General features: G+C 57.6%; 16 protein-coding genes. 8 read left to right on the forward strand and 8 right to left on the reverse strand.

All coding sequences use genetic code 11. The features are described 5' to 3' along the window. The first annotated feature begins 42 nt into the window (after positions 1 to 42). From ABH945_RS35450 to ABH945_RS35480, 7 genes are all read left to right on the forward strand, one after another. The gene (locus ABH945_RS35450; protein ID WP_429253815.1) at positions 43 to 861 is read left to right on the forward strand and encodes a cysteine hydrolase family protein; all 819 of its coding nucleotides are present in this window, start codon (positions 43 to 45) and stop codon (positions 859 to 861) included. A gap of 12 nt (positions 862 to 873) precedes the next feature. Next, positions 874 to 1,926, forward strand: a complete 1,053-nt coding sequence (locus tag ABH945_RS35455; protein ID WP_429253776.1) for an ABC transporter substrate-binding protein — start codon at positions 874 to 876, stop codon at positions 1,924 to 1,926. Positions 1,927 to 1,953: 27 nt separating this feature from the next. Next, entirely contained in the window at positions 1,954 to 2,745 is a 792-nt protein-coding gene (locus tag ABH945_RS35460) for an SDR family NAD(P)-dependent oxidoreductase (RefSeq protein WP_429253777.1), read from the forward strand. An 11-nt stretch (positions 2,746 to 2,756) separates the two neighbouring features. Continuing rightward, a complete protein-coding gene (locus ABH945_RS35465) occupies positions 2,757 to 4,232 on the forward strand; it encodes a dihydroorotase (RefSeq protein ID WP_429253778.1) in 1,476 nt (491 codons plus the stop codon). Between the two features lie 72 nt (positions 4,233 to 4,304). Next, complete coding sequence (locus ABH945_RS35470; protein WP_429253779.1) at positions 4,305 to 5,180, forward strand: ABC transporter ATP-binding protein; 876 nt, start codon at positions 4,305 to 4,307, stop codon at positions 5,178 to 5,180. After that, positions 5,177 to 5,956, forward strand: coding sequence for an ABC transporter permease (locus tag ABH945_RS35475; protein ID WP_429253780.1), 780 nt, complete (start codon positions 5,177 to 5,179; stop codon positions 5,954 to 5,956). Before ABH945_RS35470 ends, ABH945_RS35475 begins: the two co-directional genes overlap by 4 nt. A gap of 63 nt (positions 5,957 to 6,019) precedes the next feature. Beyond that, positions 6,020 to 6,445, forward strand: a complete 426-nt coding sequence (locus ABH945_RS35480; RefSeq protein ID WP_429253781.1) for a DUF3830 family protein — start codon at positions 6,020 to 6,022, stop codon at positions 6,443 to 6,445. Positions 6,446 to 6,864: 419 nt separating this feature from the next. On the opposite strand, the gene ABH945_RS35485 is transcribed toward ABH945_RS35480, so the two are convergent. Beyond that, on the reverse strand, positions 6,865 to 7,260 hold the full coding sequence (locus tag ABH945_RS35485; protein WP_429253782.1) for a hypothetical protein: 396 nt from the start codon (positions 7,258 to 7,260) through the stop codon (positions 6,865 to 6,867). Between the two features lie 266 nt (positions 7,261 to 7,526). Between ABH945_RS35485 and ABH945_RS35490 the strand changes: the two genes are divergently transcribed. Next, a complete protein-coding gene (locus ABH945_RS35490; RefSeq protein WP_429253783.1) occupies positions 7,527 to 8,972 on the forward strand; it encodes an IS1182 family transposase in 1,446 nt (481 codons plus the stop codon). A gap of 297 nt (positions 8,973 to 9,269) precedes the next feature. Here ABH945_RS35490 and ABH945_RS35495 read toward each other — a convergent pair whose 3' ends face one another. The 7 genes from ABH945_RS35495 to ABH945_RS35525 form a co-directional block, all read right to left on the reverse strand. Next, positions 9,270 to 9,551 (reverse strand): hypothetical protein, encoded by a 282-nt coding sequence (locus ABH945_RS35495; protein WP_429253784.1) that lies wholly within the window; start codon positions 9,549 to 9,551, stop codon positions 9,270 to 9,272. A gap of 16 nt (positions 9,552 to 9,567) precedes the next feature. Next, positions 9,568 to 9,819, reverse strand: coding sequence for a hypothetical protein (locus tag ABH945_RS35500; RefSeq protein ID WP_429253785.1), 252 nt, complete (start codon positions 9,817 to 9,819; stop codon positions 9,568 to 9,570). Between the two features lie 431 nt (positions 9,820 to 10,250). Then, positions 10,251 to 10,751, reverse strand: a complete 501-nt coding sequence (locus ABH945_RS35505) for a hypothetical protein (RefSeq protein ID WP_429253786.1) — start codon at positions 10,749 to 10,751, stop codon at positions 10,251 to 10,253. Between the two features lie 106 nt (positions 10,752 to 10,857). Beyond that, a complete protein-coding gene (locus ABH945_RS35510; protein WP_429253787.1) occupies positions 10,858 to 11,199 on the reverse strand; it encodes a hypothetical protein in 342 nt (113 codons plus the stop codon). 351 nt (positions 11,200 to 11,550) lie between these two features. Next, positions 11,551 to 11,994, reverse strand: a complete 444-nt coding sequence (locus tag ABH945_RS35515; RefSeq protein ID WP_429253788.1) for a hypothetical protein — start codon at positions 11,992 to 11,994, stop codon at positions 11,551 to 11,553. Between the two features lie 45 nt (positions 11,995 to 12,039). Next, entirely contained in the window at positions 12,040 to 12,525 is a 486-nt protein-coding gene (locus ABH945_RS35520) for a hypothetical protein (RefSeq protein WP_429253789.1), read from the reverse strand. A gap of 39 nt (positions 12,526 to 12,564) precedes the next feature. Continuing rightward, positions 12,565 to 12,780 (reverse strand): hypothetical protein, encoded by a 216-nt coding sequence (locus ABH945_RS35525; RefSeq protein ID WP_429253790.1) that lies wholly within the window; start codon positions 12,778 to 12,780, stop codon positions 12,565 to 12,567. Between the last annotated feature and the right edge of the window lie 9 nt (positions 12,781 to 12,789).

Consider the following 12,789-nt stretch of genomic DNA (forward strand, 5'->3'; position numbering starts at 1 on the left):
TTCATGAACGGAGTATGGCACGCCTGCTGCATTGCATTGGGCATGAAAAAGAAACTACACATCCCTTTGCCACAGGCGATCGACGCAAACGCGCCGTTCACGCCGGGCCCCTCCCGCGACAACGCCTGGACTGTCACTGACGGTCGCGTGAGTCTGGTACGCCGTATTCAGAAACCACGGCCCGTGCTCATCGATGCGACGCCGCAGTCACTCGAAATCGATGTAGCGCGCAGCGCTGTCGTCGTGATCGACATGCAGAACGATTTCTGCCACCCCGAGGGCTGGTTCGCCCAGAAGGGCATCAGCGTCAAGGCCGCGCGCAAACCGATCCCCGTAATCAGCAAGCTCTTGCCGGCGTGGCGAAAAGCAGGCGGTAGCGTGGTTTGGCTCAACTGGGGCATCCGTGCCGATCTCGCCAATCTGAGCGCCACCATCCACTTCAAGGGCAAGCGCTCACGCGATGGCGTCGGTTACGGCGAAGCCTCGCCGCTTGATCGTGGGCCTGCTCTCGTGCGCGGAGCGTGGGGCGCTCAGGTGATCGACGAGCTCAGCGTCGAACCCACCGACATCGCGGTTGAAAAGCACCGTCTCAGTGGCTTCTGGGACAACGAACTCGACTCCATCCTGCGCAATCGCGGCATTACAACGCTGCTGTTCGTCGGCATCAACACGGACCGCTGCGTGTTTTCGACCCTGCAGGACGCCGCCTTTATCGGGTACGACTGCATCCTGCTCGAAGACGCCTGCAATACGTCGTCGCCGGCCTATGTAACGCGCGCAATTCATTTCATCGTTCAGCAACTGCACGGCTTTGTCGCACGGGCGGACAACCTGATCGACTCACTTTTGATCAAACGTTAGGAGCTGTTTCTCATGCCGTTTCGTCTTTTCCGTCGCGCGAGTGCGACTCTCACTGTGGCCAGCGCCGTTGCACTCGGCGTTCCTCTTCTGGCCATGTCGGGCATCGCGTCGGCCGCGACCCCGATCAAAATGGTGCTCAACTGGAAATACGAAGGACCGCAGGCGTGGTTTTTCCTCGCGCAGGATCGCGGCTATTTCAAGGCTGAAGGACTCGACGTAACGTTCGACCAGGGCGAAGGCTCGGACGCGTCGATTCCGAAGGTCGCTTCCGGCGCCTATCAGGCTGGATTCGGTGACCTCAATGCGCTGGTTGAACTGGCAGCGAAAGAGCCGGCAGCCGCACCCGTCGCTGTCGACGTGCTCTACAACACACCGCCATTCGCCGTGGTCGTCAAGAGCGACAGCCCGATCCACACGCCGAAGGATCTAGAAGGCAAGAACGTCGGCGCCCCGGCCAATGATGGTGCGCTGAAACTGTTCCCTGCATTCGCGAAGCTGGCCGGCGTCGACGCGTCGAAGGTTCATATCACCAACATTGCGCCCAATCTGCGTGAGCAGATGCTGATGCGCGGGCAGGTCGACGCGATCTTCGGCTACATGACGACTATCACGTTCAGCACCCGCGCGATGGGCGTCGATGCTGCGCACGATCTGCGCTTCATCCGCTACGGCGACTATGGGATGAACCTTTATTCGAATGCCGTGTTCTTTTCACGCGACTTCATCAAGGCCAACCCCGAGGCCGTGCGCGGATTTCTCGTCGCGCTCAACCATGGTATTCGCGACGTCATCGCCGATCCAGACGCAGGTGTTGATGCGGTGATGAAGCGCGAGCCGCTGCTTAATCGCGATGTCGAGAAGGCCAAGCTGCTCGCGACCATGCACAACGACATGAGCGCGCCGGAGATCGCGAAGATCGGCCTCGGCGACGTCGACCAAAACCGTCTGAAGCGCGATATCTCAATCATCGTTGACGCCGCGAGTCTGCCGCGTACGCCCGCACCTGCAGACGTGTTTGATAACCACTTTCTTCCGCCCCGCACGGACCGTCCGTCGGCCATGTAGGCCTTCACCCATCTGCGAGAAACGCATATGAATCTGAATCTGAAAGACAAGGTCGTGGTCATCACCGGACCTGCAAAAGGCATGGGGCGCGCCGTCACGCTGGCGTTCGCCGCTGAAGGCGCGAAGCTCGTGCTGACCGGTCGCGACGTCGCTGCCATAGAACCGGTCGCTGACGAAGCCCGGCAACTCGGCGTCGAGGCGATCGTGGTCCAGTGTGATCTCAGCGTCAGCGCCGACACCGATGCGCTCGCATTGAGGGCGCTTGCTGCGTTCGGCCGCATCGATGTGCTCGTGAACGTCGCCGGCGGTTCGGGCCCGATTGGAAAGAAAGGCTGGGAAACCACCGAGGCGGAATTCGACGACATCGTTCGCGTGAACATGACGGGCGCTTTCAACGCAATGCGCGCGCTGATGCCCGCGATGATCGAGCAGCGCTACGGGAAGGTGGTCAACGTAGGTGGCACGTTCGGCATGCGCGGACGCTCGGGCCGGATGGCCTATTCAGCCTCCAAGTGGGGCTTGCGCGGCATCACGAAGAGTTTCGCGCTCGAAGCCGGACCGTACAACATCAACGTCAACTGTGTGGCGCCTGGCATGGTCGACGGCCCGAGGTTTCGCGAGAAGGTGTGTGCAGACATGGCCCGCTCGCTCGGCATTAGCGTCGAGGAAGCAATGGAACGTCACGCCGCCGACTACGCGCTCAAACGCGTTTCGACCGATGAGGACGTCGCTAATGCGTGTCTGTTCTTCGCCAGCGACGTATCACGACAAATCACAGGTACCGACCTGCCGGTGGACGGCGGTTGGGCCATGCTTTAAGGAGAAGGAAAATGAGTCAGGTTGATCTTGTTATTCGCGGCGCGAAAGTCGTCTCGCCCGAGCAGATTATCGAAGCAGCTGTCGCCATCGACGGCGAAAAGATCGTGGCGGTCGGTCACGACGATCTCATGCCGTCGGCCCGTGAAGAGATACGCGCAGACGGCCTGTATCTGCTGCCCGGCGCCATCGACAGCCACGTGCACTTTCGCGACCCCGGCTATCCGCACAAGGAAACGTGGCGCACTGGTTCGGCGGCCGCAGCGTGTGGTGGCGTGACGACCGTGTTCGAGATGCCCAACACGAACCCGGCAACCGGCACGCTGGAGGCGCTGCGCATCAAACAGCGTGCAGCGGAAGCATCGTATGTGGATTTCGGCATTCATGGCCTGCTCGGCGACGACACCGTCGAGCGCCTCGAAGAACTGCTCGACGGCGGTGTGACGAGCTTCAAGGCGTTTGTCGGCAATACCTTCGGCAATCTGCCGGCACCGACTGACGGTGCGCTGCTCGAGGGCTTCGAAAAGCTCGCGCCGCTCGGCATCCGCACGGTTGTCCACGCCGAAAATTCGTCGATTCTGTTCCGCCGGCAGAACCGCATGCAGGACGCCGGCCGTATCGACGCGATGGCACATCTGGCCGCGCGCCCGGCAGTGGCGGAGATCGAAGCGATCACGCGCGTGCTCACGCTCGCCGAGTGGACCGGCGCGCGCGTGCACATTGCGCATCACAGTTCAGCGGATTCGCTTTTCGTGCTGCGCGATTTCAAGCTTCGCGGCGTCGATGTCACGGCGGAAACCTGCCCGCAATACGTGTTGCTCAACACCGAGCATATGAAAAAGCTCGGCGGGATCCTCCGTCTGAATCCGCCGATCCGGGAAGCGCGCAACAACGATCCGCTGTGGAATGCCTTGCTTGACGGCACCATCGACATGATAGCAACCGACCACGCTCCGCATTCGCCGGAAGAGAAGACGCGCGAAAACATCTGGGAATGCGATTGCGGATTCCCAGGCGTCGAAACGCAGATGGCGCTGATGCTCACCGAAGTCAATCGTGAGCGTGCCACGCTGATGGACTATGTGCGTTGGAGTTCGGTCAATCCTGCGAAGGCCTGGGGGATCTATGGTCCGAAGGGCGTGATCGCACCGGGTGCGCATGCGGATATCGCGATCGTCGACCTGAACCGTGCCGGAATACTTTCGCAGAACCAGTTGCAAAGCATCAGCAAGATTTCGCCCTGGAACGGGAGAGCCGTGCGCGGATATCCGCTCCATACGCTCGTGCGTGGTCGCTTTGTCATGCGCGACGGCAAGCTGGTCAAGGATGCAGCGGGCTGGGGTCGTTCGGTGAAGAACGTGCAGGCGATGCCCAAGGCTACACCGCGCAACACCGAGCACTACATGAGCGCGATCCTCAAAACGCCGGAAGGCGTGCGACCGACAGCCGAACCGGTCGATACCGAAAGCGTCTTCGTGAATGGGCTGTGAAGCGGACAGCGATATGGCCTGTAATTCCGTTCGCTCGCGTTCTGCGAGCGGCGGTTCCGGAAAGGAATCATCGTGAACTCATCCCTGATTGATCTATCGGATGTCAGCGTGCGGTATGGCGGCGAAGGCGGCACGATCGCACTCGACCGCACGCGCCTCGAGATCGAAAAAGGCGACTTCGTCGCGCTCGTCGGACCCAGCGGCTGTGGCAAGTCAACTATTCTGAAGCTTGTTGCCGGGCTCATCCAGCCGACCTCGGGCGCAGTCATTGTCGGCGGACGTGAGATGGGCGCGGCGGGTGTCACACCTACGCGGATAGGCCTTGCCTTCCAGAATCCGACGATGCTGCCCTGGCTGACCATCCGCGAAAACGTGATGGTCCCGCTGAAAATCGTAGAGCCATTTCGCTCGGAGTACCGGCGCAAGAAAAAAGGCGAATTCGCGGAGCGCGCCGAAGCACTGCTTGCCCAGGTTGGCCTGAAGGACTTCGGGCATAAGCGGCCCTGGCAATTGTCTGGCGGCATGCTGCAACGGGCGTCGCTCTGCCGCGCGCTGATCCACGAGCCAGAGCTGCTGCTACTCGACGAGCCCTTCGGTGCACTCGACCAGTTCACGCGCGAAGAACTGTGGGACATCATGCAGACGCTCTGGATAAAGCGCCGTCCGACCGTGCTGCTCGTCACGCACGACCTGCGCGAGTCGGCGTACCTGGCCAACCGTATCTGTGTGATGAGTTCGCGCCCCGGCCGCATCCTCGAAGAGCGCCGCGTGACGTTCGACCGGCCGCGCACGCTCGAAGCGAGCTATGCGCCCGAGTTTGCCACGCTGGTTCAACAGCTACGTATGCGCATTGCCGAAGCGCGCTCGGCTGCGGAGACGCCGCGCGAAGTAGCAGGGTTATCGGCAGTCGCCGCAGTCCCCGCCATTGAAGAACCGGAGCAGGCATGAAAATCAGATCCGAGCGGTTTCGTCGCAACCTGCTGTCAGCCAGTGCGCTGGTCGGCTTCTTCCTGATCTGGGAACTGGCGTGCCTTGTGTTTCACGTCTCTGACCTCGTGCTGCCGCGCCCGAGCCAGATCATCGTCGTGACGGTAACCAAGATGCCGTTGCTTTGGCCACATGTCGTCCAGACGTTGATGACGACGCTCGCAGGGTTCGCGCTCGGTGTGATTTCGGGCGTGCTGATTGGCGTGATCATCGGCTCGTCGCGCGTGGCCTACGACGCTGCCTATCCGCTGCTGGTCGGCTTTTCGAGCATTCCGAAAGTTGCAGTCGTGCCGATTTTCGTGCTTTGGTTCGGTTCAGGCACCGTCCCGGCGATTCTGACAGCCATGGTGATCAGCGTTTTTCCGGTGGTCGTCAACGTCGCAACGGGTCTCGCGACCACCGAGCCGGAACTCGAAGATGTATTCAAGGTGTTGGGCGCGAGCAAGACGGACGTGCTCTGGAACGTTGGCTTGCCGCGTTCGCTGCCCTATCTCTTCGCCTCTTTGAAGATCGCAATTACGCTGGCCTTCGTTGGTGCGGTGCTGTCCGAGACTGTGGCGTCCAACAAAGGCATCGGCAACGTCATGATGATCGCGAGTGGCAATTTCAATGTGCCACTGGTCTTTGCCGGACTGTTCATTCTTGCTGTGCTTGGCGTGGTGCTCTATGCGATCTCTGCGCTGGTCGAGCAAAGGCTCACCGGGTGGACACAACGCAAGGCCCACAACGCCGCTTAACGACCCACGGTGCGGTGCAACACCAGCATCGCACTTCACTATCAAACTGGAGCAATTATTTTCATGACCCGACTACGCATTACAGCGGCAGGCCACGTGTTCGAAGCGGAAACGCACCCGGATGCGCCCGAAACCGTCAACGCGTTCCTTAGCCTGCTGCCGTATCGGCAGAAGCTCATTCATGTTCGCTGGAGCGGGGAAGGATGCTGGGTGCCGCTCGGCGATTTCAAGCTCGAAAATGGCGGCAAGCCGGTCGGTTTCGAAAATCACACGAGTCACCCGTCGGTGGGAGATGTTCTGTTCTATCCTGGTGGATACAGCGAAACCGAGATTATCCTGGCCTACGGTTCGTGTTCCTTCAGCAGCAAGATGGGCCAGCTTGCAGGCAATCACTTTCTGACCATTGTTAAAGGCGTTGAGAATCTTCGGGCGCTCGGAGTCAAGGTGCTGTGGGAGGGAGCGCAGGACGTCCTATTCAAACTGATCTAGATGGCTGTACCTTTGCCCTCCGCGACACTGCGGGCGAGCGACCCGGGCAGCTCCTACTGATTGTCACTGCTGCCGTTATGGCGCCATCGGCACTGAGAGTGGTGTTCGACGGCAGCGTGATTGCGGCTCCAGTGCCTTATCTGGGCCGAAGTCGAGTTCGATCCGCAATGTGGCTGGCACAACAATATCTGCGCGCTTCGGAGCGTCCGAAACTGAGACTAAAGCCGACAGTCGCGTGGAAATGCCGACTGACTGAGAAGGGTCGGGCTGCGCCGGTCCGCTGCCTGAACTCATCGCTCTAAAGCGGTCACTGAAATTCCGCGGCCCCGAAGCCGCCAGTCGGCAGTGCGTACTCCCGACCCTGTGCCGACATCTGACTTTGCCGACAACGGCCATTCGAGAGAGGTATCGGACGACGGTTATGTGATTTCACGCGGCCACGTGAGATAGAGGAAGAGCCAGCAAGCTAGACCGCCCACCGCACCAACAGGAACAAAGAGACGGATCAGCACCATGCCCATGCCCCCGAAATAAAGCCAGTGCCTCGTTCCGACTTTCTTTGCAACAATCATCCCGGCTATGTAGAAAGGGAAGACCGGAAGCGCGAAAATCGCGAGGCCGAACACGGCAGCGCCCAATTCAGCCACGATAAAGCGCGGGATGCTCAACACAAATCCGTGCTCTGCGACGACGCCCGATGCTATCCGGTTCCCAGCAATAAGAACTGGAAGGAACGTCATTGCACCCGCAGCCAAGGCTATCGGATATGCGATGACCGACCGACCTAGCGTGATGAATTGGCTATGCTGTGTCATTGCAGTCCCGATAAGGCATTCGAAATAGCCCGGAGGGCGCTCCGGGATTGTCGCTAATCTCGGCGTCAATGTCGAACGTCTCTTCCTGACGCATAAAGGCAATGCAACCGGCAATCCACTTGCCCAAAAGCGGCCATTGAGCAAAAGCAAGTTGGACCTCGACTATGCGAATTGGATGCCGACCTCGACCGGCCGCTACTGGCCGAGGGCGTGTGAAAACGCATTGATCGCCTAAACTGAATCAACGCACTGAGACCGGGTGACTCATGAAGCGATTCGTTGAAGGCGATGACCGCAAGCAGGTCGCACTACTTCCCGAATGCGTCGATGATTACATTGGCCAGGACAACCCGGCAAGGGTGATCGATGCCTTCGTCGACGAACTGAACCTTGCAGAACTCAGCTTCAACGGCACCACGCCGGCCCTCACTGGCCGCCCGGCCTACCACCCGGGCGTGATGCTCAAGATCTATATCTATGGGTATCTGAACCGGGTGCCGTCTAGCAGGCGTCTTGAGCGTGAATGCCAATGCAATGTCGAGCTGATGTGGCTGACGGGACGTCTCGCACCAGACTTCAAGACGATCGCGGACTTTCGTCGCGACAATGGCGCAGCCATTCGCAACGTATGCCGTCGTTTCATCGAACTATGTCGCGGACTGAAGCTGCTATGCAGCGACGTGGTGGCAATCGACGGCAGCAAGTTCAAAGCCGTGAACAGCCGTGACAGGAACTATACGGCTGGCAAGATCGACAAGCGTCAGCAGCAGATCGAGGAAAGCGTTCAGCGATATCTCGACATGATTGAATCCGCAGATCGGATCAGCCCGACAGGTTTCGATGTGAAGACCGTTCGCCTGTACGAGAAGATCGCGCTCCTGCGTCAGCGGATGCGTGAGCTCGAGCAGATGAAGGAGCAACTGAAGAAAGAACCAGACAAGCAGTTGTCGCTTACCGACCCGGATTCCCGCTCCATGGCCAGCGGTGGCAAGAGAACCGGTACCGTGGGCTACAACGTCCAGACTACTGTGGATACAAAGCATCATCTGATTGTCGAACACGAGGTGACGAATATCGGAGGCGATCACGGTCAACTCAGCAAGATGGCGTTCCTGGCGAAGAACGCGATGGGCAGGCCGAAGCTGAAAGTGCTGGCTGACCGGGGCTACTTCAGCGGCCCGGATATCCGCGCGTGCGAACTGGGCGGGATCAAAACGTATGTCCCGAAGCCACTGACCTCGGCATCACGGAAGAAGAGGATCTTTACCAAGCGCGACTTCATCTACGTTGCAAGGAACGACGAGTATTGGTGCCCCGCTGGCGAGCGCGCCATTCATCGGTTCAAGACCGTTGAGAATGGCATGAATCTGAACGTGTACTGGCCCAGCGCATGCCCGCGTTGTCATCTCAAGGAGCGATGTTCGCCCAGCGACTATCGCCGCATCCGACGATGGGAGCACGAACATGTACTTGAAACCATGCAGCGTCGACTCGACCGAAAGCCTGACGCGATGACCATTCGACGAAGCACCGTTGAACACGTCTTCGGCACGCTGAAGCATTGGATGGGGGCTACACACTTCCTGACCCGGACGCTCGGACGGGTGAGCACCGAAATGAGCCTTCAGGTACTGGCGTACAACCTCAAGCGAGTCATGAATATACTTGGGGTTGCCAGGACAATGAAGGCAATCAGGATGGCTGGGAGCTAAGGCCCTGAGGGGCTTCTTGTGCTCGCGATGCTCGAATAGCACAAGTTCGACGTATCTAACCTGATCGCCCCGACCATCAACCTCGCCCTCAGCCGCGAAAATTGCGTTTCCACACGCCCTCGGCCGATTGTCGCCGGTCGCGAACGGTGGCTTCGCCCCGTTACGGATGCCCGGCTTGTGTCGAACTCTATTGTTTCGTGTCAGGCTTTATTGTTTTGTGTCCAACTCTATTGTCGGTTCACAGGTAGGCGCTCTGCGTCGATAACTGCTTTCATCACCGTTCTCCGTTTTCCGTTGTCAGATGCCCGATCGCTTGACGCTCTCAATGGCACGCTCTGCAATTCGGTCGGCTACTTCGTTTGCGAAGCGTTGAGCGTCAGTGTTCACTTGCTCGTTACCACGGAAGCTGGCGACATACCCTGCCGCCATACCTTCCTCTGTCTCGGACGCGATCAACGCGATGGACGCGCCATGCGGAGAAACACCAGTTTGCATATCCCACGAGATACCGATCGCCTTGAGCTTCTCAGCAGTGTCACGCAAGATCGCCATCGCCGGTTCGTTATTCAGAATGTTCACAATGTTTTTCGACCGTTTAAAGACCCAGCAGACTTTTACACACCGACAGGCTGCTCGGGCCACTCTGTCCATACGCGTTGAAATTCCGCCCTTGGCCAAGGTGACGCAACGTTTCATGGCCGAGCGCTTCAAGATCCCCTTGCACGCGATCGCCAGTTGACACATCGACTCCCGAGAGAAGCTCAAAGACCGCGTGATCCCCACTATCGATCTCGACAATGAACATGCCCCGTCGTTGATTGACCGCTACTATGCTGCCCTTCTGCATAAACACTCCTGTTTTCCTACAGATCGGGGTCTACAAGCGTCGAGATGGCATCAAGCGCACGATCGCCAACTACGACCGTGCAGTGCGTGTAGCCCGAGTCAATGAAAGCGTACAGTCGGTGCCGACCGTCGACAATTGAAACACGGCCTTCATTAAAACTTAGGTAAGGTGCCTCGATCGGCTCGCCGTTTCGAATCCGAGGAAGCCAATGATGATATTTCCCTGGCTTAAACGTACTGTCCGTCCTCTCTGCGTGCTCAAAGGCCCAAACAACGTCACCCTTCAGCGCATAGCTTAGACATTCAAGATTTACCCTCAGCACATGTGGCGCAACCGACGTATTTGCAGTGAAAGTAAAATTTTCGTATATACGAGGCGGCTTATGTTCAGGGATAAAATCATCGATCGAAAATGTTTTCATATTTTTCGACTCACAGTTCTTCCGGCGCGGTCACACGTGAATCGCGAACGTCTAAGTGTTGCGGATTTTCGACGTCTGGGAAATTCGCCAGTTCGTCATATTCGTCAATCCTGATCCAGAGATCGCCGCCTCGTGAATCACCGCTGACGAGTTGAACGCACGGAATCGCTCCGACAGCTGAGTTAAATTCACGAATCGTTAGCCTAGCGTCGTACTCGCCGGCCATGACCTGAAGCCTTTGACCATCGCCGTTATACCCCGCGAATACCTGAAGATGCGGCACCCTTACTATAAAAGTAAGATATTCCTCGCGCGTCAGCCCATTGATATCCAGCAGGCGCTCATCTACGTTGAGATTGTCGCCACGACGCACGAACTTAAAGCGATCAATTGCCTCTTGCGTTGCAGCTTTCCGAAGCCCATTGCGTTCCGTATGCTGGCCGGGAACGTCGAACGTCCATACTGTAACTATCGCCATATTTTTCCAAATCTCCGTCTTGTTGTTGGTCATCGACTGAAGACGCGAAACATGCGCCGCGTTGCCGGCCAGTTTGGATGGACCTTAGTTTGTCGAAAAAAGCGAATCCATAAATTTGCCACTCTTTGTGCCCAACACATCAAACGAAGCCGAGATGTTTGACCAGCGCTGTCGTCACCGCCAGCGTTTCCTCGGCTTCCTTCTGCTGGACGATCTTTCCCTTGTGAGCTATGTGGTTGCGTCGCTCTGCCGATTCCTTGAATCCCTTCCACTCGGGCAGAGAAGTCACGTTGTTGTTAGTCAATGCCGTGTAGAAACCCCGGATACGTTCAGTCGCGAGGTTGTATTCGTGGTCGTGTTCATTTGTTTTCCGTTGCTTATACGCGCTGTCTTGCTGGCTCTTCCCAGTGTCGAACCCGAACAAAGTCACCAAGTTTCGACCGAACACACATCCGGAGGCTCTGAACTGGATCGGCATCATTCCATTCTGCAAGCTCTTGCCGAAATGGCAAACTGTCGTCGCTGTCAACGGTCGGACGCCACAGTTTTGACAGTGCCCCCAAGTGAGACTCTGTTACCTCGATCTGCATGACGTTGTATCCCGGACCAAGGCGGACCACGATGGCCTTCAGTCGCCCGGATGCCGCCAAGATTTGAGCCAATACTAGATCGAGCTGGTAACCAGTCAACTCGGAAATCGGCACAAGCTTCGAGTGTTCGACCGGTGGCCCCCCAGCGTCAATTTTTCGATGGAGTGGATGCGATACACCTATGTGGAAATCGAGATTTGTAGTTCTATCCGACATATGCACCTCACGTTTTCCGTTGATCTCTAGAGACTATTAAAACGTGGCAACCGACCATACTTTTCCGCGTATTTAAGCAATAGTACGCGTTCATATACGGCTATAGTTGCCGCCGAGACTACTGGACCCTTTTGCTCGTATTGTCCTTTCGCCGCGCTCGAGTGCCAGATTGTGAACCGAAGGTCGCTTGCCGCGAGGTCGCCAGTCTGCTTCTTGTACGCCGTGACTGCGTCGTGTGATCGTTCCAATCGTTGCTCAACGTGCTCAGACATCCCGATATAGATCACAGCCTGGTTGAGATAGTTGTCTGGTTCCAGCGACGATTCGCCATCCACATCGCTCGTTGCCAACATATAGATCCCCAACAGCCCGAAGCCAACCGGAACATCAAAGTCCTGCGATGGCCGTTCGCGATCTGCCCATCGTTTCCACTTCGGAAATTCGATTGCCGGAATCTCGATCGTTGACATGTGCACGCCTCACTTTCCTTAGCCGGCCAGCCGGCGATTTATCTGTCAAAAAACTATGACCGGTGCCCCCCAGCAACGACAGCCGTATTGTCGTCCTGGAAAGTTGCCGCTAAAACCATCGCCTAACGAGAACACGAGCCCATCCAGCGCATCATGGTCGAAATCACAGAGTGGCTTGCCGATCGACATCCACGTAAACTCGCTGATATCGAGCTTCCTCCAACGTGCACGATCAATAGCAGAGGTCCCAAAGGTGCAGACCTTTGCCATTGCGTGAAGCGCGTCACGTTTCCGGTCAAACACATGGAGCCTTAGTTGGTCGATGATTTCGTTCGAAGGGCTGGAGCCTGACAAAACACATCGAATAGCTTGCGCACGTGCTGCTTCGATCAATGCATTCGAGCAATTCCAAGGAATCGCCGCTGTAGAGATCGCTTCGATCGCTACATCCCGCAAATCTGGCTCGCTGGAGAAGATATCCACCGCGAGCGAAGCCCGTTGAAGATCGAAGAATTCCCGAGAGTGACTCATCTTGTCTCTGCTTCTTTAGTCTAGGCGCTTTAGGTTTGCCTATGCTTTGCAGACTGCATGAATGCAGTCCCAGATCGTCAGAAGCTGCGACTTGCCATAACCAAGCCGTGCAAGTGCCGCCTCAGCGCGTCCCTGTGACGCATACATGATCTGCGTTTCGTCATCCGTCTGCGCCCCGCCGGCATCGCCTAGAGCGGCCATCGCAAGGCTGTACAGCCTTGCGGCCTTCGCAATCTGAGCTTTCGTCAGGGCCATGTCGGTTTT

Source organism: Paraburkholderia sp. GAS333 (assembly GCF_050435665.1).
Lineage (GTDB): Bacteria > Pseudomonadota > Gammaproteobacteria > Burkholderiales > Burkholderiaceae > Paraburkholderia > Paraburkholderia fungorum_A.

What these genes read in the sequence shown, in the direction of transcription:
- ABH945_RS35450 (WP_429253815.1), top strand. Translation starts at nt 43, where the DNA reads ATGAAAAAGAAACTACACATCCCTTTGCCACAGGCGATCGACGCAAAC.
- ABH945_RS35455 (WP_429253776.1), top strand. Translation starts at nt 874, where the DNA reads ATGCCGTTTCGTCTTTTCCGTCGCGCGAGTGCGACTCTCACTGTGGCC.
- ABH945_RS35460 (WP_429253777.1), top strand. Translation starts at nt 1,954, where the DNA reads ATGAATCTGAATCTGAAAGACAAGGTCGTGGTCATCACCGGACCTGCA.
- ABH945_RS35465 (WP_429253778.1), top strand. Translation starts at nt 2,757, where the DNA reads ATGAGTCAGGTTGATCTTGTTATTCGCGGCGCGAAAGTCGTCTCGCCC.
- ABH945_RS35475 (WP_429253780.1), top strand. Translation starts at nt 5,177, where the DNA reads ATGAAAATCAGATCCGAGCGGTTTCGTCGCAACCTGCTGTCAGCCAGT.
- ABH945_RS35480 (WP_429253781.1), top strand. Translation starts at nt 6,020, where the DNA reads ATGACCCGACTACGCATTACAGCGGCAGGCCACGTGTTCGAAGCGGAA.
- ABH945_RS35485 (WP_429253782.1), bottom strand. Translation starts at nt 7,260, where the DNA reads ATGACACAGCATAGCCAATTCATCACGCTAGGTCGGTCGGTCATCGCA.
- ABH945_RS35490 (WP_429253783.1), top strand. Translation starts at nt 7,527, where the DNA reads ATGAAGCGATTCGTTGAAGGCGATGACCGCAAGCAGGTCGCACTACTT.
- ABH945_RS35500 (WP_429253785.1), bottom strand. Translation starts at nt 9,819, where the DNA reads ATGCAGAAGGGCAGCATAGTAGCGGTCAATCAACGACGGGGCATGTTC.
- ABH945_RS35505 (WP_429253786.1), bottom strand. Translation starts at nt 10,751, where the DNA reads ATGACCAACAACAAGACGGAGATTTGGAAAAATATGGCGATAGTTACA.
- ABH945_RS35510 (WP_429253787.1), bottom strand. Translation starts at nt 11,199, where the DNA reads ATGATGCCGATCCAGTTCAGAGCCTCCGGATGTGTGTTCGGTCGAAAC.
- ABH945_RS35515 (WP_429253788.1), bottom strand. Translation starts at nt 11,994, where the DNA reads ATGTCAACGATCGAGATTCCGGCAATCGAATTTCCGAAGTGGAAACGA.
- ABH945_RS35520 (WP_429253789.1), bottom strand. Translation starts at nt 12,525, where the DNA reads ATGAGTCACTCTCGGGAATTCTTCGATCTTCAACGGGCTTCGCTCGCG.
- ABH945_RS35525 (WP_429253790.1), bottom strand. Translation starts at nt 12,780, where the DNA reads ATGGCCCTGACGAAAGCTCAGATTGCGAAGGCCGCAAGGCTGTACAGC.